This window comes from Bradyrhizobium sp. AUGA SZCCT0182, from assembly GCF_018130185.1.
Taxonomy (GTDB): Bacteria; Pseudomonadota; Alphaproteobacteria; order Rhizobiales; family Xanthobacteraceae; genus Bradyrhizobium.
In genome coordinates this window covers 117,669-134,522 of record NZ_JAFCLY010000018.1, presented here as the reverse complement: position 1 = coordinate 134,522, position 16,854 = coordinate 117,669, and the positions used below count along the sequence as shown (strand labels likewise).

Annotated in this window: 18 protein-coding genes and 1 tRNA gene; 9 read left to right on the top strand and 10 right to left on the bottom strand. The window is 63.3% G+C overall.

Features of this window, described 5'->3' with window-relative positions; all coding sequences use genetic code 11:
* Nucleotides 1-142: 142 nt before the first annotated feature.
* From JQ611_RS20290 to JQ611_RS20280, 3 genes are read right to left on the bottom strand one after another with little or no spacing between them, the layout of a single operon-like run.
* The gene (locus tag JQ611_RS20290; protein ID WP_212466394.1) at nucleotides 143-961 is read right to left on the bottom strand and encodes an enoyl-CoA hydratase/isomerase family protein; all 819 of its coding nucleotides are present in this window, start codon (nucleotides 959-961) and stop codon (nucleotides 143-145) included.
* A 39-nt stretch (nucleotides 962-1,000) separates the two neighbouring features.
* Nucleotides 1,001-2,161, bottom strand: coding sequence for an acyl-CoA dehydrogenase family protein (locus JQ611_RS20285; RefSeq protein WP_192736508.1), 1,161 nt, complete (start codon nucleotides 2,159-2,161; stop codon nucleotides 1,001-1,003).
* 34 nt (nucleotides 2,162-2,195) lie between these two features.
* The gene (locus JQ611_RS20280) at nucleotides 2,196-3,260 is read right to left on the bottom strand and encodes an acyl-CoA dehydrogenase family protein (RefSeq protein WP_212466393.1); all 1,065 of its coding nucleotides are present in this window, start codon (nucleotides 3,258-3,260) and stop codon (nucleotides 2,196-2,198) included.
* A gap of 277 nt (nucleotides 3,261-3,537) precedes the next feature.
* On the opposite strand from JQ611_RS20280, the gene JQ611_RS20275 reads away from it, so the two are divergent.
* Nucleotides 3,538-4,320, top strand: a complete 783-nt coding sequence (locus JQ611_RS20275) for an SDR family NAD(P)-dependent oxidoreductase (RefSeq protein WP_212265696.1) — start codon at nucleotides 3,538-3,540, stop codon at nucleotides 4,318-4,320.
* 50 nt (nucleotides 4,321-4,370) lie between these two features.
* Here JQ611_RS20275 and JQ611_RS20270 read toward each other — a convergent pair whose 3' ends face one another.
* Together JQ611_RS20270 and JQ611_RS20265 are read right to left on the bottom strand one after the other, a co-directional pair.
* Nucleotides 4,371-4,649 carry a GlsB/YeaQ/YmgE family stress response membrane protein gene (locus tag JQ611_RS20270; RefSeq protein ID WP_192736510.1) on the bottom strand — a complete coding sequence of 93 codons (279 nt, stop codon included), beginning with the start codon at nucleotides 4,647-4,649 and terminating at the stop codon, nucleotides 4,371-4,373.
* A gap of 60 nt (nucleotides 4,650-4,709) precedes the next feature.
* Nucleotides 4,710-5,312, bottom strand: coding sequence for a YidB family protein (locus tag JQ611_RS20265; protein WP_212265697.1), 603 nt, complete (start codon nucleotides 5,310-5,312; stop codon nucleotides 4,710-4,712).
* A 149-nt stretch (nucleotides 5,313-5,461) separates the two neighbouring features.
* Here JQ611_RS20265 and JQ611_RS20260 point away from each other — a divergent pair, with 149 nt between their 5' ends.
* Both JQ611_RS20260 and JQ611_RS20255 read left to right on the top strand, forming a co-directional pair.
* Nucleotides 5,462-6,463: a 2-dehydropantoate 2-reductase gene (locus JQ611_RS20260; RefSeq protein ID WP_212265698.1), complete on the top strand. Its 1,002-nt coding sequence runs from the start codon at nucleotides 5,462-5,464 to the stop codon at nucleotides 6,461-6,463.
* Between the two features lie 73 nt (nucleotides 6,464-6,536).
* Nucleotides 6,537-6,749, top strand: a complete 213-nt coding sequence (locus JQ611_RS20255) for a hypothetical protein (RefSeq protein WP_212265825.1) — start codon at nucleotides 6,537-6,539, stop codon at nucleotides 6,747-6,749.
* Nucleotides 6,750-6,933: 184 nt separating this feature from the next.
* Here the strand turns inward: JQ611_RS20255 and JQ611_RS20250 are convergent, their stop codons facing one another.
* The gene (locus tag JQ611_RS20250; RefSeq protein ID WP_409411284.1) at nucleotides 6,934-7,530 is read right to left on the bottom strand and encodes a hypothetical protein; all 597 of its coding nucleotides are present in this window, start codon (nucleotides 7,528-7,530) and stop codon (nucleotides 6,934-6,936) included.
* Nucleotides 7,531-8,058: 528 nt separating this feature from the next.
* Between JQ611_RS20250 and JQ611_RS20245 the strand changes: the two genes are divergently transcribed.
* From JQ611_RS20245 to JQ611_RS20220, 6 genes are all read left to right on the top strand, one after another.
* Complete coding sequence (locus JQ611_RS20245) at nucleotides 8,059-8,697, top strand: RraA family protein (RefSeq protein WP_212265700.1); 639 nt, start codon at nucleotides 8,059-8,061, stop codon at nucleotides 8,695-8,697.
* 46 nt (nucleotides 8,698-8,743) lie between these two features.
* On the top strand, nucleotides 8,744-9,115 hold the full coding sequence (locus JQ611_RS20240; protein WP_212037010.1) for a cupin domain-containing protein: 372 nt from the start codon (nucleotides 8,744-8,746) through the stop codon (nucleotides 9,113-9,115).
* Nucleotides 9,116-9,161: 46 nt separating this feature from the next.
* Entirely contained in the window at nucleotides 9,162-10,130 is a 969-nt protein-coding gene (locus tag JQ611_RS20235) for a tripartite tricarboxylate transporter substrate-binding protein (RefSeq protein WP_212466391.1), read from the top strand.
* A 219-nt stretch (nucleotides 10,131-10,349) separates the two neighbouring features.
* Nucleotides 10,350-10,619 (top strand): hypothetical protein, encoded by a 270-nt coding sequence (locus JQ611_RS20230; RefSeq protein WP_212386531.1) that lies wholly within the window; start codon nucleotides 10,350-10,352, stop codon nucleotides 10,617-10,619.
* A 186-nt stretch (nucleotides 10,620-10,805) separates the two neighbouring features.
* On the top strand, nucleotides 10,806-12,374 hold the full coding sequence (locus JQ611_RS20225; protein WP_212466390.1) for a heme peroxidase family protein: 1,569 nt from the start codon (nucleotides 10,806-10,808) through the stop codon (nucleotides 12,372-12,374).
* A 218-nt stretch (nucleotides 12,375-12,592) separates the two neighbouring features.
* A tRNA-Arg gene (locus tag JQ611_RS20220) sits at nucleotides 12,593-12,669 on the top strand.
* A 38-nt stretch (nucleotides 12,670-12,707) separates the two neighbouring features.
* Here JQ611_RS20220 and JQ611_RS20215 read toward each other — a convergent pair.
* The 4 genes from JQ611_RS20215 to JQ611_RS20200 all read right to left on the bottom strand — a co-directional run bounded on the left by JQ611_RS20215 (nucleotide 12,708) and on the right by JQ611_RS20200 (nucleotide 16,829).
* The gene (locus JQ611_RS20215) at nucleotides 12,708-14,315 is read right to left on the bottom strand and encodes an MFS transporter (protein WP_212466389.1); all 1,608 of its coding nucleotides are present in this window, start codon (nucleotides 14,313-14,315) and stop codon (nucleotides 12,708-12,710) included.
* Complete coding sequence (locus JQ611_RS20210) at nucleotides 14,312-15,484, bottom strand: HlyD family secretion protein (RefSeq protein WP_212466388.1); 1,173 nt, start codon at nucleotides 15,482-15,484, stop codon at nucleotides 14,312-14,314. Before JQ611_RS20210 ends, JQ611_RS20215 begins: the two co-directional genes overlap by 4 nt.
* A 12-nt stretch (nucleotides 15,485-15,496) precedes the next feature.
* A complete protein-coding gene (locus JQ611_RS20205) occupies nucleotides 15,497-16,231 on the bottom strand; it encodes a pirin family protein (protein WP_212414825.1) in 735 nt (244 codons plus the stop codon).
* Between the two features lie 133 nt (nucleotides 16,232-16,364).
* Nucleotides 16,365-16,829 (bottom strand): cupin domain-containing protein, encoded by a 465-nt coding sequence (locus tag JQ611_RS20200; RefSeq protein WP_212386577.1) that lies wholly within the window; start codon nucleotides 16,827-16,829, stop codon nucleotides 16,365-16,367.
* Between the last annotated feature and the right edge of the window lie 25 nt (nucleotides 16,830-16,854).

The following is a 16,854-nucleotide window of genomic DNA, read 5'->3' as shown; positions in this document are numbered from 1 at the left end:
GGCCTTGATTGTCTTGGAAGGATATCTAACGCCGGTGCCCACACCGAGAGGACACGGCGTATAGGTCCCCCGATGCGCAATTGCGCATCTGAGCTCAAGGCCGGGACGACGTGTTGAGAGAGCAGCGCGCGCCTACAAGACCTCACCGCCCCTTGAAGTTCGCGACCCTTCGTTCAGCCGTCGCCTTGACGCCTTCCTTGAAGTCTTCGGTGGCGCGCAGGCGGGACTGTTCGGCGAGTTCGTGGTTGGTCGCGGCCAGCACGCGGTCGGCGAGGCCAGCGCGCATGGTGGCGCGGGTCGAGAGCAGGCCGAGCGGTGAGCATTCGGCGATTTCAGCTGCGAGCTTCATGGCCTCGGCGCGCACCTGATCCTGCGGCACGCAAATATTGGCGAGGCCCATTTTGGTGGCCTCCTCGCCGGTAACGCGGCGGCTGGTGTAGAAGATCAGTTCGGCGTTGTTCTTGCCGACCAGTTCGGGAAGCGTCGTCGTCAGCCCGAAGCCCGGATGAAAACCGAGTTTGGTGAAGTTGGCGGCAAAGCGCGCCTCCGGGCAGGTGACGCGGAAATCAGCCGATACCGCAAGACCGAGGCCGCCGCCGATGGCCGCGCCCTGCACGGCTGCCACGATCGGCTTCTTGGCGCGGAAGATGCGCACCGCGTGCAGATAAAGACTGTTGATCGAACCGAGGCTGTCGGCGGGATCGCCCTTCTTGGCTGCTGCCGCCTCGGCGGCTTCCTGCTCCTGCCGCTTTGGATCGCTGAAATTGGCGCCGGCGCAGAACGCCTTGCCCTGGGCCGCGAGAACCGACGCGCGGATTTCGATATCCTGGTCGAATTCCTCGAGCGCATCCGCGATCTGGTTGATCAGCGAAATGTCGAAGAAGTTCAGCGGCGGCCGCTGGATTTCGATCAGGCCGACATGGCCGTGCTTCTCGACGCCGATATCCGTGTATTTTGTCATTTTGTTTCCTCGTTGAATGAGCGCAAGCCGGGCCGCGCGCTAGCGCAAACCGAGCCCACGGGCGATGATGCCGCGCAGCACTTCGGTGGTGCCACCCTGGATCGTCAGTTTTGGCGCGGTCTTGATCGCAAATGAAAGCTGGTTTTCCAGCGTCTCGCGGTTGGTTGCGGTTTCCTCGACGAACGCCGCAAGGTCGCGCACCCGGTGCGGCAGCGCCTGCTCCCACACCGTGCCGATATCCTTGACGATGGAAGCTTCCACCACCGGCTCCTTGCCGGCCTGCAGCATGCCCGCCACCGACACCGACATGCGCCGCATCGTGTGCAACTGCGCGACCAGGCGGCCGATGCCCTCGGCGCTGCGGGTGTCCGGGTTCTTGCCGACGGCGCGGACCAGTTCGGTCAGCACGTAATAGGTCTCGAGAAAACGTTCGGGGCCCGAGCGTTCATAGGCGAGCTCCGAGGTCGCCTGCTTCCAGGCGCCGTCGACTTCGCCGAGCACGTGATCTTCGGGCACGAAGAAGTCGGTGAAGACGACTTCGTTGAATTCGTACTGGCCGGTGATCTGCTGGATCGGGTTCACCTCGATGCCCGGCTGCTTCATCTTGACCAGGAACTGGGTCAGGCCGTGGCGGCGGTTCTCTTTCGTGGGCGGTGACGTCCGGAAGATCGCGATCATGTAGTCGGCGATATGGGCCGACGAGGTCCAGATCTTGGTGCCGTTGATCAGGTAGCCGCCGTCGGTCTTGGTGGCGCGGGTCTTGGCCGCGAACAAATCGGAGCCGGAGTTCGGCTCGCTCATGCCGATCGCAAAGCAGACCTCGCCGCGGCAGATGCGCGGCAGGATATCCATCTTGATGTTCTCGGGCGCGTATTTCAGCAGCACCGGGCCGCTCTGGCGATCGGCGACGAAGAAGCGCCGCGTCGGCGCGTTGGCGACGCGCATCTCTTCGGTGACCACATAACGCTCGAGGAACGAGCGCTCATGGCCGCCATATTTCTTCGGCCAGGTCATGCCGAGCCAGCCCTTGGCGCCGACCCGGCGGGAGAATTCCGGCGCGTCGGTGTCTTCGCGGTTGGGCTGGTGCGGATCGAAGGTGCCGGCGGCGATTTCCTCGGCGAGGAAGGCGCGCACTTCCTTGCGAAGCTGTTCGCATTCGGGCGGCAGGCGGATCGGATCGAAACGGAGGGCTGCGGTCATGGTGCGTCTCTATGCAGGCAAGCGGTTATGAAAATCAGCGCGAGGCCACCAGCGGCCACAATTCATCGGCGCCTCTGACGGCAACGAGCTTGCCGAGTTCGACCGCCCAGTAGCTTTCGGAGCCGAAATCGTCGCGCCATCCCAGTGCGCGCAGCGAGTAACGATGCAGGATGTGCTCGATGGTGAAGCCGATCGCGCCATGCACCTGATGGGCGATGCCGCCGCCCTTCTCAGCCGCTTCCGAGCAACGGATTTTCGCCGATACCGCTTCGAGGAACACTTCGTCGTTGAATGAAGCGGCGTTGGCGATGGCATCCGCGGCCGAGGTCGCTGCGGCAAGCGCCGCTGCCGACTCGCCCGCGAGCCGCGCCAAATTGTGCTGCACCGCCTGGAATTTCGAAATCTTCTTCTCGAAGGCGACGCGCTCGTTGGAATAGCGCACGGAAATTTCCAGCATCGATTCCAGCGCGCCCGCGATCTGCAGGGAGCGGGCGACGCCGCCCATCAGCATCAGATGGGTTTGCTCAAAACCTTTCGGCGCCGGCCGGGTCGTGATCGGCTGCGCCTTGTCGAAGGTCACGGTGTCGCTGTGGTCACCGCCGAGGCCGAGGCCGGCATCGATCCGGCACTTGGCGGCTTCAACGAGCGCGATCGAGAGACCCTTGGCATCGCCGGCGACGACCGCGATGTGCTTGGCGGCCTTCGCAAACGGCACGCCGCGGGCCTTGCCCGACAGGCTGCCATCGGCGTTGAGCGTGATGCGGTCTTTCGGGCTTGCGGGCGCGACCGTCATTTCGCCGTCGGGCGAGGAGATTTTCGCCTGCGCCAGCAGCCATCCCGCCAGCATGGTTTCGGCCAGCGGTACCGCGACCGCAAAACGTCCGGCGGCGCTGAGAACGGAAAAGCCTTCGGCAAGACTCGCGCCCGAACCGCCGCAATCCTCCGGCACCCAGGACAGCGGCAGGCCGGACTCGCTCAGCGCCTGCCAAAGCGGGGCCTTCCACGCGCCGTCCTTGTCGCGATTGATGGTTTGGGCGTCGGCGAGATCGGCGAAGATCTTCTCCGCGGTCTCGGCAACGATGTTCTCACTCTCCGCCACAGCGTTCCTCATCTTGATTGGCACAGCTTATTGGCACTGGGCCCGGCTGTTCCGCCAAGCTTGGGTGCGGTCTTTTCTTGCGCTTTATGATGCGGAAAAGCCATAGCCCTGACAAGCGCTGCCCGCAGGGCTGCCTGCGGCGGCGGCATGCGGAGCGACAGGCGAAGAATAAATTCCGCGCAACGGATTTCCCCGATTTGCAGGGACTTTGCCGCGCGATATGGTAGACGCGGAAATAGGTTCGAACAAAGCTTCAAAACAAAAAGAGGAAATGCGGATGTCGAAGGATGGTTTGTGCGCGATCATAACGGGTTCGGCATCCGGCCTTGGGGCTGCGACCGCGGCCATTCTGGCCAAGGGCGGTGCGCGTATCGTCGTCAATTATTCCAACAGCAAGGCCGAGGCCGAAGCGACCGCTGACCTCTGCCGCACGGCGGGCGCCGAAGTCATCGTGGTGCAGGGCGACGTCTCGCGCGACGAGGATTGCAAGAAGATCGCCGCGGCTGCCGCATCCTGGGGACGGCTTGACGTCCTCGTCAATAATGCCGGCACCACCAAGCATGTGCCGCACGACAAGATGGATGATCTGACGGCGGAAGATTTCCAGCGTATCTATGCCGTCAACACCATCGGCCCGTTCCAGATGATCCGCGCCGCGCGTGCGCAGCTCGAAGCGGGCGCCAAGGCCTCCGGGCGGGCGTCCGCCGTGGTCAACGTGTCGTCGGTGGCCGGCATTTCCGGCGGCGGCTCGTCGGTCGCCTATGCCGCGAGCAAGGGCGCGCTCAACACCATGACGCAATCGCTGGGGCGCGCATTGGCGCCGTTGATCCGCGTCAATACGGTATGCCCGGGCTACATCGATACGCCCTGGTTCACCAAGGGCCGTGGCGAGGCTGGCGCCAAGGCGGTGCGGGATTCGGTGATTGCGAAGGTGCCGCTGAAGACGGCCTCAACGGCTGACGATATCGCGCAGCTCGTCTGCTTCCTCGCCTCGCCGGCGTCGGGACAGATGACCGGCGAGTTCGTGCGCATGGATGCGGGGATGCATTTGGTTTTGTGAGGCTCGTGCAATTATTCGTCGTCCCGGCGTTCGCCGGGACGACGGGATAGTTACCGATTACCCGGATCCGAAATCACGCGGCTGGCCACCAGCCGGTTCCAGATGAACAGCACGATCAGCGCGCCGATGGTGGCGGTGACGAAGCCGGCGCCCTGACTGGCACTGTAATAGCCCATCGCCTGGCCGATGAAGGTTGCGAGAAACGCGCCGGCGATGCCGAGCACCGTGGTCAGGATGAAGCCGCTCGGATTGTTGGGGCCGGGCGAAAGCAGGCGCGCGATAATTCCGGCGACAAAGCCGACGACGATGACCCAGATAATGCCACCCATGGCGATGGTCCTTTGCAATGTTCTATGAGGGAGAATGCGGCGCGCGAGCGCGCCGCGGTATCAAAGCCGGCCTGAGATTTCGTTCTCGTCCGGCAGCCTTCCGTCCGGCGTCAGGTGATTGATCACGTCGGGCAGATACTGGCTGAGACCCTGCAGCAGATCATCGCGCGACATACCGGTCTGCGAGGACAGCGATTCGATCTGGTCGGCGCCGAGCGCACTGGCGAGATCGCCCGGTGCGATCTCCTTGTTGGGGCCGTTGCTGACCCATGAACTCGCCGCGTCGCCCTGGCCCTTCTCCTGAAACTGCTTGAGCAGGTCGCCGAGACCGCCACTGAGGATGCTGCCGGCGGCGCCGCCAGCGAGCAAGCCGCCGAGGCCGCCCTTCATCAGATCGCTGAGGCCGCCTCCGCCCAAAGCACCACCTAAACCGCCGGGCAGGCCCGCAGTCACGTTACCGGGCAGTTTCGGCGGGGCAGAAGGCGCCGAGGGCGCTGCACCGGGCTGACTGCCGCCGAAATGTTTCATGGCTTTCCAGGCCAGCAGAGCCAGGATCGCCATGGTCATCGGCGACATGCCCTCCTTGCTGTCCGATTGCGCGTTCGGGTTGCCGGGGCCGCGCGGGCCGTTCTGCATGCCGTTGAGTATGTCGAGTAAACCCATGGTAGTCTCCTGCAGCGTGTCAGCCCCCGGGCGAAACATAACGGTGGCCCATGACGGTTACAAGGCGCGCCCGGATAAGCGTTTGCGCCTTCGATAGGCACCGGGCGCCGGTTCTGCTATCGAACGGCCGGCAATAGAGGCAATTGAAGATGAACGCAGGCCGAACGATTGGCGTGGCGGGCGCGGGCAGCATCGGCTGCTTCGTCGGCGGCATGCTGGCGGCCGGCGGCCGCCGTGTCGCCTTGCTGGCACGCCCGCGCGTGATCGCCGAGATCGAGGCCAAAGGCCTGCGGCCGACGAGCTTTGAAGGCTTCGATCAAACGCTTGATGCCAGGAAGCTCACGCTGTCGGATAATCCCGCAATCCTTGGGGATGCCGGCGTGGTGCTGGTGTCAGTCAAAAGCGCCGATACCGCTGACATGGCGGATATCATCGCACGGCACGCTCCATCAGATGTCATTGTCGTCAGCCTGCAGAACGGCGTCGGCAATGTTGCGGTGCTGCGCAATCGCTTGCCCGGCCGGCGCGTGCTCGGCGGCATGGTGCCGTTCAATGTGATCACGGCAGGCGAGGGGCGGTTTCATCGCGCGACGTCGGGCGACATCGTGATCGAACAGGACGCCGCCGGTACCGCCGAAAAGCTTTCAGTGCCCGGATTGAACATGCGTCCGACCGGCAACATCGACGGCGTGCAATGGGGCAAGCTGCTGCTCAATCTGAACAACGCACTCAATGCGCTGGCCGATCTGCCGCTGCGCCGCCAACTCGCGCAACGGCCTTGGCGGCGATTGTTTGCCGACCAGGTGACGGAAGGATTGGCGGCGATGCGCGCAGAGGGCATCAGGCCGGTTTCCCCGACGCCGCTGCCGGCGGGCTGGATGCCGCATTTATTGCGTTTGCCGGATATGATCTTCGAAGCCGTGCTGGGGCGGACGATGAAGATCGATCCCGAAGCGCGCTCCTCGATGTGGGAGGATCTGCAACGCGGCCGCCGCACCGAGATCGACTATTTTCAGGGCGTCATCACCGAGATCGCCGAGCGGCGCGGGCTGGATGTGCCGCTGTCGCGCCGGGTCGTCGAACTGATCCGCAAAGCCGAGGCCGCCGGCCAGGGCTCGCCGGGGCTGACACCGGACCAGATCCGCAGCTGAAGCGGGCGGTTGCCTTGAAATGGCGCCGATGCTGCGCGAGTTTTGCTTGGGAGCGTTCACTGGGAGAAGCGGCATGAAACCGACACGCGCAGCACCTCTGGCGATCGCCGCCTTTCTCGGCTGGGTATCCGTGCTTCCCGCTTATGCCGTGCCGCCCGTTGCGACGCCGTCGCCGGGTTATGAGGCGCGGCTGCAGGAGCAGCGGGCCGCCTCGACGCGGCTCCATAGACCGGTCGCGCCAGTGACAAAGCCTCCGCGCCGGACCAAGCGCGTGCCTGCGAACTGATCCTGTTGATGCTGACGGTATCTACGGCGCGATGGTGAAGACGGATTGACGTTGTCGTCCCGGCGAAGGCCGGGACCCATACGCCGCGGCCACGATTGTGGGAAGGGGAAGACAACAACCAGCGTGCAAAACGATGACCGCTGGTGGTTATGGGTCCCGGCCTTCGCCGGGACGACGGAAGAAATCAGCTTCGCTTCGGCTTGGTCGGCGGCGGGTTGAACAGCTTCTTCAAATCGTCGATGCTTTGCGACAGCCGCGGCCATTCGCAGGAGAAGGAATTTTTTGCGCAGTTGGAAGCCTTGATGCGCGCGGCCTGCTTGACCGGGCTTGCCACCGGCACCGGGATTTTTTCGACCTCGGTTCGCAGCGCCACCTGCTGCACGTCGCGTTGCGGTTCCGGTTGCTGCTGCTGTTGTTTGGCCGTGAAGGCCGCCGCGATGCTGCTGCGGCGCTGGCTTTCCAGATAGGCGGTATATTGCTGGTCGATCTTCTTCTGCTCTTCCGGCGTCGGGTTGGGCCCCGCGATGTCGAAGGTTCGGTCCTGCATGAAGTCGTAATAGGTGTAGCCGCCGCCAGGCTTGCGGCGGCCGGCGAACTTCGCGTTGCATTCGGCAAGCGCTGACGTCTTGTCTTCCTTGGTCTTCGCCTTCTCGGCGGCGTCAGCGCAAGATTCGAAGTCGACCGGCGTGCCGCGCCACCACTGCGCATGCGCATGCACCGGGCGCAGCACGACGAGGCCGGCGACGGCTGCGATAGCGAGCAGCGATGATGGTAACGCAATCACGGACGAAGTTTCCTCAACGTGAGTTCCAAAGTTGATTTGCGGTCATGGATTAAACCGATTGTCGCCATTTTGAGAGGCCTTGTCACCCCCGGAACCCGGCGATTCTCCAGCGCTGATTTCTTGCCTGTGAATGATGGAACCCACCGGCGGTTCATTGGAATTTATTCTGGAAATTCAACGCGAAAGGGGTTTGGACCCAATTGGGCGGAAGCCGGTCGGAGGCGGCTGCGCCGCAGTCAGCCTGTTGACGCATTGTGGCAGGACTTTGCCATTTATTCCCTGTGCGGGTCCGGTGCGGTTTCGCCGAACACCGTGCACAACGAAGGGGCGCGAGCTCACATCTGATGAAAATCCGTTCGACCGGCTGCCGATTTCCCGGCGAGCTCACGCGATCCCGATTCCAATACAGCCCAATGGAATAGAATTTTGGCATATCAATCTGTGCAAAAAGGTATTTGATTGCCCGGGTTTGGCGCTATCAAAGATGTCCGCGAACAAGAAGAAGCATCAGGGGAAACCAACTGCATGAGCGTCACCATTGCCATGGATAGCGTGCCAAAGCCGGCGTCTGAGTTGATCGAGGCATTCAGGAGCGCGTCGACATCGATCATCAGCGACAACCTTGCCCGGCTGTCGGGCGCCGTGGGGCTGCGGCCGTTCCATCGCAGCGGCAGGCTGGTGGGCGTTGCCTTTACCGTCCGCACCCGGCCGGGCGACAATCTGGCCATTCACAAGGCGCTTGAGCTGGTTGGACCCGGCGACGTGATCGTGGTCGATGGCGGCGGCGACGAGAGCAGGGCGCTGGTCGGCGAGATCATGAAGAACATTGCCGAGTATCGTGGCGCTGCCGGCTATGTGATCGACGGCGCGATCCGCGACGTCGCCGCGTTTGCCGCGTCCGACTTTCCATGCTTTGCCCGCTCGGTCATTCACCGCGGCCCCTACAAGAGCGGCCCCGGCGAAATCAACGTGCCGGTCTCGATCGGCGGCTCGGTGATATCGCCGGGCGATATCGTGGTGGGGGACGAGGACGGCGTGGTGTCCTTTCCGGCCGCGATCGCACCCTCGTTGCTCGAGGCGGTGCGCGCCCAGACCAGGCGAGAAGAGGAAACGTTGGTGGCGATCCGCGAAGGCCGCTATCAGGGCTCCTACGGCAAATCATGATCGAGACGCAACGGACATTGGGACAACTGACGTTGAGGAAGCGACGATGAGTCAGAGGGACGAGTTTCACAATCTGGACAACCCGGATGACGGCCTGTTTCGCGATCTCGCGCCGGGTCTCACCACGCGCATTTTCGCCGGCGAGCAGGCCATGCTGTCGGTGGTGACGCTGGCGCCGCATTCGCAAGGCACCCTGCATCATCACCCCGAGGAGCAATGGGGCGTGCTGCTCGAAGGTTCGGCCGTGCGGGTGCAGGGCGATGAGGAAATCACGGTGAAGAAGGGCGATTTCTGGCGCACGCCGGGAAACGTGCCGCACACCATGCGCGCCGGACCGGAGGGCGCCCGCGTGCTCGATATCTTCAGTCCGCCGCGGCCGGAATACAAAAAGCCGGGATCGGGCTTCGGTAATCAATAGACCTGCGAAACAAAAAACAAACGCAGCAACAATCAGGGGGATAGAAATGAAGAAGATCACGCGACGGTCGATGCTGGCGGCGTCGGCCGCATTCACTTTCGCGCCGTCGCTGGCCTTGGGGCAAGCGGCGAAGAACATGACGCTGGTGGTGCCATTCCCGCCGGGAGGCTCCACTGACGCGCTGGCGCGGCTGCTGCAGTCTCATTTGCAAACCAAGCTCGGCCGTATCGTACTGGTGGAGAACAAGTCGGGCGCCGCCGGTTCGCTCGGCGCGGCGCAGGTCGCGAAAAGCCCGCCGGATGGTTCGTCGTTTCTGGTGACCTTCGATTCTCACGCGGTGATCCCTGCCATCCTCGAAAAGCCGCAGGTCGACGTCGAGCAGGACCTGATGCCGGTGTTTCTCGTCGGCACCGCGCCCTATGTGATCGCGGCGAACGCCGGCCGGCCGTTCAAGACGTTTGCCGATATCGTTGCAGCGTCGAAAAAGGAGCCCGGCTCGATCAAATACGCATCCGTCGGCATCGGCACGCTCGGCCATCTCGCGATGACGATGCTGGCGAAGCAGGCCGGCGTGGAAATCACGCATGTGCCGTATCGCGGCGGCGGACCGGCCATGAACGACGTGCTCGGCGGACACGTCGACCTGATCGCGGGATCGGCGGCGCTGATCATGGCGCAGCTGGGGACCAATACGCTTCGCCCCATCCTGCAGCTGGGGCGCGAGCGGATGGCCTCGCTGCCAGACACGCAGACGGGAATCGAAGCCGGCTACCCCGATTCCGAGACGCTGGCCTGGTGGGGCATTTTTGCGCCCAAGGGTACGCCGCCTGATGTCATCGATGGCCTCGCAAAGCCGGTCCGCGAAATTCTGAGCGAGCCCGCGGTCGCGGCGCAGCTGCGCGAAACGCAGCAGATGTCGCTGCTGCTGGCCGACGCCAAGGATTTCGGCACGTTCTTCGCCAAGCAGGTCAGCGCTTGGGGCAAAGTCGTGCGCGAGAACAACATCAAGGCGTAGGGACCGGTTCTCATCCTCCTGATTTTTCGGGACGCAGTCCGGCGGCCGCCCGGCAGGTCGGCTGCGGCGCCTGCCGCAACGTGCCCGTATGATCCCGGACCTATCCCAAAGACGCATAGGAAAAACGGCCGACTCGTGGCGAACTTCCGGGAACCGGACCAACCTTTATGGCTTCCGCGCGTTATCAGAACGCGAAAAGTCACCGTTTCGGAGATCGTTGTGAACAGCACACTCACGTTGAAGCCCCGTCCCAGCAATACGGCCCTGATCGCCTGGCAGTTCACCGGGCAGCCGCTTTACGAATGGCCGAGCTGGGTACAATCGAGCTGCTCGCTTCACCGCAGCGACGACGGACAGCTCGAGCTTCGGCATGAGCGGCGGAGCGGCGCGCAGATCGTCTATCTGGGAGAGTGGCTGGTCCACGATCTCGACGGCGGCATCTGCTTCTACACCGACGCCGAAATCCGCAAGGAGTTCGATCTCGCCTGAGCGCTATTGACGCAGCCAAGTCAGCGCGAAGTGTGAACCACGCAACAATCTGACGCAATCTATAGGTTTATAGCTGTTGTCACTCACCCGGAGGGGCAATCCGAAAATTTCGAATTGCATTTTAAGGAACTAAGACGACTCAACTGGCGCCCCTCTCCTCATAGTATTTCCTGATTGGAGAAAGCGATGGCAACAGAAGTGAATGTCCAGCCCGGCCATGGCAAAGCTGGCCGTCATCCGACCCGACAATTTCTCGATACGCTTTCCGGGCACGACGATCCCGGCATGTTCGGTCGGATGTTTCCGAACCTCGATCCGCTGGCGGTCGATGACACGCCGCTGCAGGAACTCGCCGACGCGATGAAAGACCCGAACCCCGGCGATCCCGCCGGGAACAACACCAAGGTGCCGGCCGGCTTCACCTATCTCGGGCAGTTCGTCGACCACGACATCACGCTGGATCTGACGTCGTTCGGTGAAAAGGAAGCCGATCCCAACGCGGTCGAGAATTTCCGTACGCCCGCGCTCGATCTGGACAACGTCTATGGCCTCGGTCCGGATGGCAGCCGGCATCTTTACGCGCGCAATCCTGGCGATCCCGATGGCAAGGGTCCTGGTCCGAAACTGTTGATAGGCAAGACCATCAGCGTGCCGGCCGGCAATGTAACCATTACCCCTCGCAATGATCTGCCGCGCAGTCCCGAAGGCTTCGCGCTGATCGGCGATCATCGCAACGACGAAAACCTCGTGGTCGCGCAGACGCATCTGGCGATGCTGAAATTCCACAACAAGGTGTGCGATCAGCTGGCTGCGGCGGGCACGCCCGCCGACGAGATATTCGTGCAGGCCCGCCAGATCGTGACCTGGCACTATCAGTGGATGGTGCTGCACGATTTCGTCGAGCGCATCACCGAAAAGGGGATCGTTGCGAAAATCCTCGAACAGGGCCGCCGCTTCTATCGCTTCAAGAAGACGCCCTACATGCCCGTCGAGTTTTCCGGGGCCGCGTACCGGCTCGGCCACAGCATGGTGCGCGAGGTCTATAGCCACAATCGCATCTTCACGCCCGGTCCCGGCGGACTAATCCCGGCCTCGCTCGACCTGCTGTTCAAGTTCACCGGTTTGTCCGGCGGCATTGTCGGCGATCTCGCGCCGAATCCTGTCGTGCCTCCGCTGCCGATTCCATTGCTTTCCAGCAACTGGATCATCGACTGGCGGCGTTACTTTGAAGTGCTGGCCACCAATCCGGCTGACGTCAGGCTCAATCCCTCGCGCAAGCTCGATCCGTTCGTGGTGCCGCAATTGCATACGCTCCCGGGCGGCGGCCCCGCCGCCACCCGCAGCCTGCCGTTCCGCAATTTGAAGCGCGGCGTGCTGCTCGGATTGCCGTCGGGACAGGATGTCGCCAAGGCGATGCGGATCAAAAACCCGCTGACTTCGGCCGAGATCGCCAAGGGCACCGACGGCGCGGTGGCGAAGAAGCATGGCCTGCACGAGCACACCCCGCTCTGGTACTACATCCTCAAAGAGGCCGAGCAACGCGGCGGCGGCGAAAAACTCGGCCCGGTGGGCGCCACGATTATTTCGGAAGTCTTCGTCGGCCTCGTGCATGGCGACCACCAGTCGTATCTCTGGCTCAAGGGCAAGAACTGGAAACCGACGCTGCCCTCCAAGACACCGGGCGATTTCACCATGGCCGACTTGCTGCGGTTCGTCGGCGATGTCAGCCCGATCGACGGGATTTCGACGGTGTAGAGCGTTTTCCAGCGAAGTGGCGTCCGGTTCGCGTCAAGAAAACGCGTCAAAACAAGAATCTGGAGCCCCGTTTCGACTCCCTCGGAACGGGGCTCCAGGTGGCAGAATCACCAGAAATCCTGCGGTTGCGCGTTCCAGATCACGGCGCAATCGCAGGCTGGCGATCAGGCTTCCGCTCTGGTATGGAATCGCGAAGCCTGCCTATTCGGTGGGTTCGCGGTCCCGTAGCTCAGCCGGATAGAGCGACGGTTTCCTAAACCGTAGGTCGCATGTTCGAGTCATGCCGGGATCGCCAGTTCAGAATCCAACAATCCAGATAAAGACGGGCATATCTCACCGTACGCGCTCCGGTGCATGCCGCGTTTTCGGTGTGAACGGGCCTTCCGGCGGTGACGTCATCAATGCGACCAGCATGAGCCCCAGAAGCGCAGCCCAGAACGTCAGCCAGAACCCGTCGATGTAGGCGAGAACATTGGCTTCGCGCCGGACCAAAGCAGCCAGGGTGCTGAGCCCCCGAGCTGTTGCGATATCCGATCCATGGCTGAGGAACGGCGCGGTGACCCGAGAGAGGGTCTGCGTTACACCGGCGTCACCGGCGACGACGTGTTGACCGAGCAGGTTTGAGTACGTCTGTTCGCGGACACGCAGCCAGGTCGTGATCAGCGCAACGCCGATTTCCGCGCCGCCGAGGCGCAAGACCTGGATATAGGCCGAGAACGCCGTCGCGCGAGCCGGATCGGCATTGGCGAAGGCGTACACCATGATCGCAAGGAACGTCAGGCCGTAACCGGCAGACTGAAAAAGTGCGACGGGCACGAAGGCGGCGGGATCCCAGTCGCTGGTCAGCTTTGTGCCGAGCAAGCCTGCGGCTGCAAATGCCGAGAGACCGAGGACCAGCACGAACCGGGCGTCGATCCGTCGCAGCAGGACGACGGCGATCGGAACCAGCAGCACGAGCGGCAGTGCGACGTAATTCAGCAACAGCGGGCCGATTTGTTCGGGCCTCAACTGCCGAACGGTCGTGAGGAAGTTGGGTATCAGCGCGACGTTGGACAGGCTGGTCACGATGAAGCAAAGAGCAGCGAGCAGCATCAGTCCGATGTTGCGTGAGAAGATCACGCTCGCTTGGGCCCAAGGCTCCGGCACGACGGCCTCGTTCACCAGGAATGCCGCGATCAGCGCCGCGCCGCCGCACAGAAGGGCGAGGACCGTGCCGGAGGAGAGCCAGCCGAGCCGATTTCCCTGATCGAGTCCTGCGAACAGCAAAGTAAGTCCTGCGCCGAACAGCAGCATGCCGCCCCAGTCCGCCCGGCGCAGCAGATCGTAATTGATCGGCTCGGAACGGGCGCCCAGACAGGCGCACAGGGCCATCAGGGGAGCGAGCAGCGCATCGCCCCAATAGACCCATTGCCAGCCGAGGGCCTGAACATACACGTCAACCAGCGAGATCCCGGCATTTGCCGTGAATGCCAGGCGAAACGCATAGAGCGCCATGGCTGGCAGCCACCATCGGGGTGGCAGGCTGCGCAGTATCACCATCATGGTGGCCGGCACGAAGACGCCGAGACACAGCCCGTGAACGATGTGCAGCGCAAGCAGCAGATCGTACGAGCGCACGAAGGGGATGGCGAGCGAGACGATGGTGTAGAGCAGCGTCGGGGCAACGAACAGCCGTCGGATGCCGACCGTGGATGCGAGCCAGGCGACGGCCGGCGCGATCATGATCTGTGACGCGGTTCCGGCCGTGCTGAGCCAGGCGCCCTCGTCGAAGCTCAGGCTCAGCGCGCCTTTGATGTCGGCGAGCCCGATCGCGAAGAAGCGGCTGTGAAAGCTGACGATGAACGGGCCCAACAGGACGGCGGCCACCGCGAAGAGTGGGCGGTACCGCGAAGCAGGCTTGTGGGCGGGGCCGGTATCGGCTGTCTCCGCGGAATCGCTCACGGCTGTGCCCGCTGATTTCGGGGCGCTTCGGTATGGATACGCGTCGTGACCGACATGCCCGAGCGCAGGCGTTCAAGCAGCTTCTGCTCCGGTGCAAAGCCGATCCGCACGGGAATCCGCTGGACCACTTTGGTGAAATTGCCCGTCGCATTGTCGGGAGGCAGCAGCGCGAACTGCGAGCCGCTCGCGGGAGAGAGGCGCTCGACATACCCGCGCAGCAACTCGCCGGGGAACGTATCGACGGCGATGTCGACGGCCTGTCCCTCGGTCACCCGCGTCAATTGGGTTTCCTTGTAATTGGCGATCACATGGAGTTTGGGGAGCGCCGTAACCGCGATCAGCAGGCTGCCGACGTTCACATAGTCGCCCTGCTGCACCTGGCGTTCGCCGACGACGCCATCGAATGGCGCGGTGATCCTTGTATAGCCGAGGCGCAGCTGCGCTGCCGCGAGAGCGGCCTCGGCGGCCTGCAGGTCAGACGCGCGTTGCGCCTTTGTGCCGGTCAGCACGTCGAGCTGTCGTCGCTGCGCGTCCACGGCAGCTTCGCTCGCCCGCAGGTCATTCTGGGCCTTGACGTGCTCGGCTATGACCGTTTCGATTTTTTGCTGCGTGCTGAAGCCTGACTGTGCGAGCTTCTCTTGACGCTCGCGTTCCTGACGTGCCTGAATTTCGTGCGCCACCGCAGATGCCTGTTGCGATTCGGCCTGGGAAATCGTGGCGCGCTGCAGCGCGATCTGGTTATTGAGGTTGTCATGCGCCGTTCTGGCTGCGGCAACGGCGGCCTCGGCCTGTGCGACCTGGACGGCATAATCAGCGGGATCGATTTCCGCCAGCAGGTCGCCGGCCTTGACACGCTGGAAGTCTCTGACCGCGACCGTGCGCACCACGCCTGCGACCCTGCTCGCGAGGCGCGTCATCTCCGTTCGAACGTATGCGTTGTCGGTTTCCTGAACCGCGGCCTGGCCGGTCCACCGGTCCCATCGCGTGATCGCGATGGTGACAAAGCCCAGAACCATCGCAAGCGCGAACAGCGGGATGCCAAATCGTCCGAGCGCGCCCCACGAGGTGGGCGCCTTTGTCTGTTCCGCTTTCGGATGCGACGTGTGCTCGGAGGGCGGCGGCTGCACCTCGGCGGACTGTGCGCGAAGCTGGGGCAGGGGCGTAGACATTTTTTGCGCCGATCATCCGCCGCTGATGGTGCCGGCTCGCGTGGCGGGCGCATGGCGATCCACGAGAAAGGCAACCAGGGTGGAGGGACGAATGGCCTTGATGGCCGGAAGCGGGGTCTCGTCGTCGGCGAGTGCATCTCCCTTCAAAAGATGTGCGGTGCCGGCATTGATCTCTCCGTCGAAGACATACAGCAGCTGATCCATGCCATCGGCCCGGGGGATCTCGATCTCGCGGCCGGCCGGCAGGTGCGCGTCATAGACCGTGACCTGCTGGCGGACCTTGAGCGGCGCGTCGCTTGCCTCCGGCGCGGCGATGAGATGCCAGCTGCCGTCGGCAAGAGTGTCGTCGCGGTCGTGGAACTGAACTTCGCCGGGCAGATCCGCCTCGCGGGGGCGGATGAAGATCTGAAGCATTTCGATGGGGTCTGAAGGCGCGGATTCCTCATGCCAGAAGCTCCGGCCCGCGTTCATCATCATCAGCCTGTCCGGCGATAGCGCCACGCGGTTGCCCGACGAGTCCTCATGCACCATGGTGCCGCGCCTCATGTAGCTCAGGATCTCGTCGTTGACGTGCTCGTGGAAGCGCACCACGGTGCCGACGCCAAGATTGGCGTGATCGAGGACCGCGAGCGGCCCGAAGGCCGGATCGGCGTTCGATCCGAGGACAAGGCCAGGCCGCACGCGCCGGATCTTGAACGATCCGTGCTCGAAGCCGCGGCTGCGCTCTGCGCGTAGAATTTTCAACATTCGGCAACTCCATGCTGAGACTCGTGGACAGGAGTCCCGGCGTTGTTTGAGCCGGGATCATGTCGAATGAGCCGTCCTGATTTCGTGCGACCTCAACGGTGGTTACGACTGGATGGCCGGGCGCCGGTGGTGGTCAGTCGAGGGGCGGGCCGACGAATTCGACGCTGTATTTCGCAGCGATCTCGTTCACCCGGTCCATTCCGTCCTTCGATGACAGCCCTTCTTTCTCGACCTCGCGGAAGAAGCCTTCGCCTTTTCCCGGGGACAGCATGACGAGCACGCGGGAAGTGCCGGGACCGATGCCCTTGAAGGCGTGGCACGCGCCGGGCGGGATCAACGCGGTCGTTCCCGCCTCAGCCACGGCTTCCGTCCCGTCGCAGTGAAACTTCACCGACCCGGACAGCACCGTGAACATCTCGTGCTCGACATGGTGGATGTGCAAAGGAGGGCCTGCCCCTTCTTCGATTTCCTCCTCGAACACGCAGAACGCGCCGCCGGTATCTTCGGGTGTGATGCGAAAATAGCGCTTGAATCCGAAAGCGCTGTTGGCCTCACCTGCGGCGGGCGCATGGACGATCGGCGTCTGTTTTTGGGTCATGTTCCGTTCAGCCTTCTTGATCTGT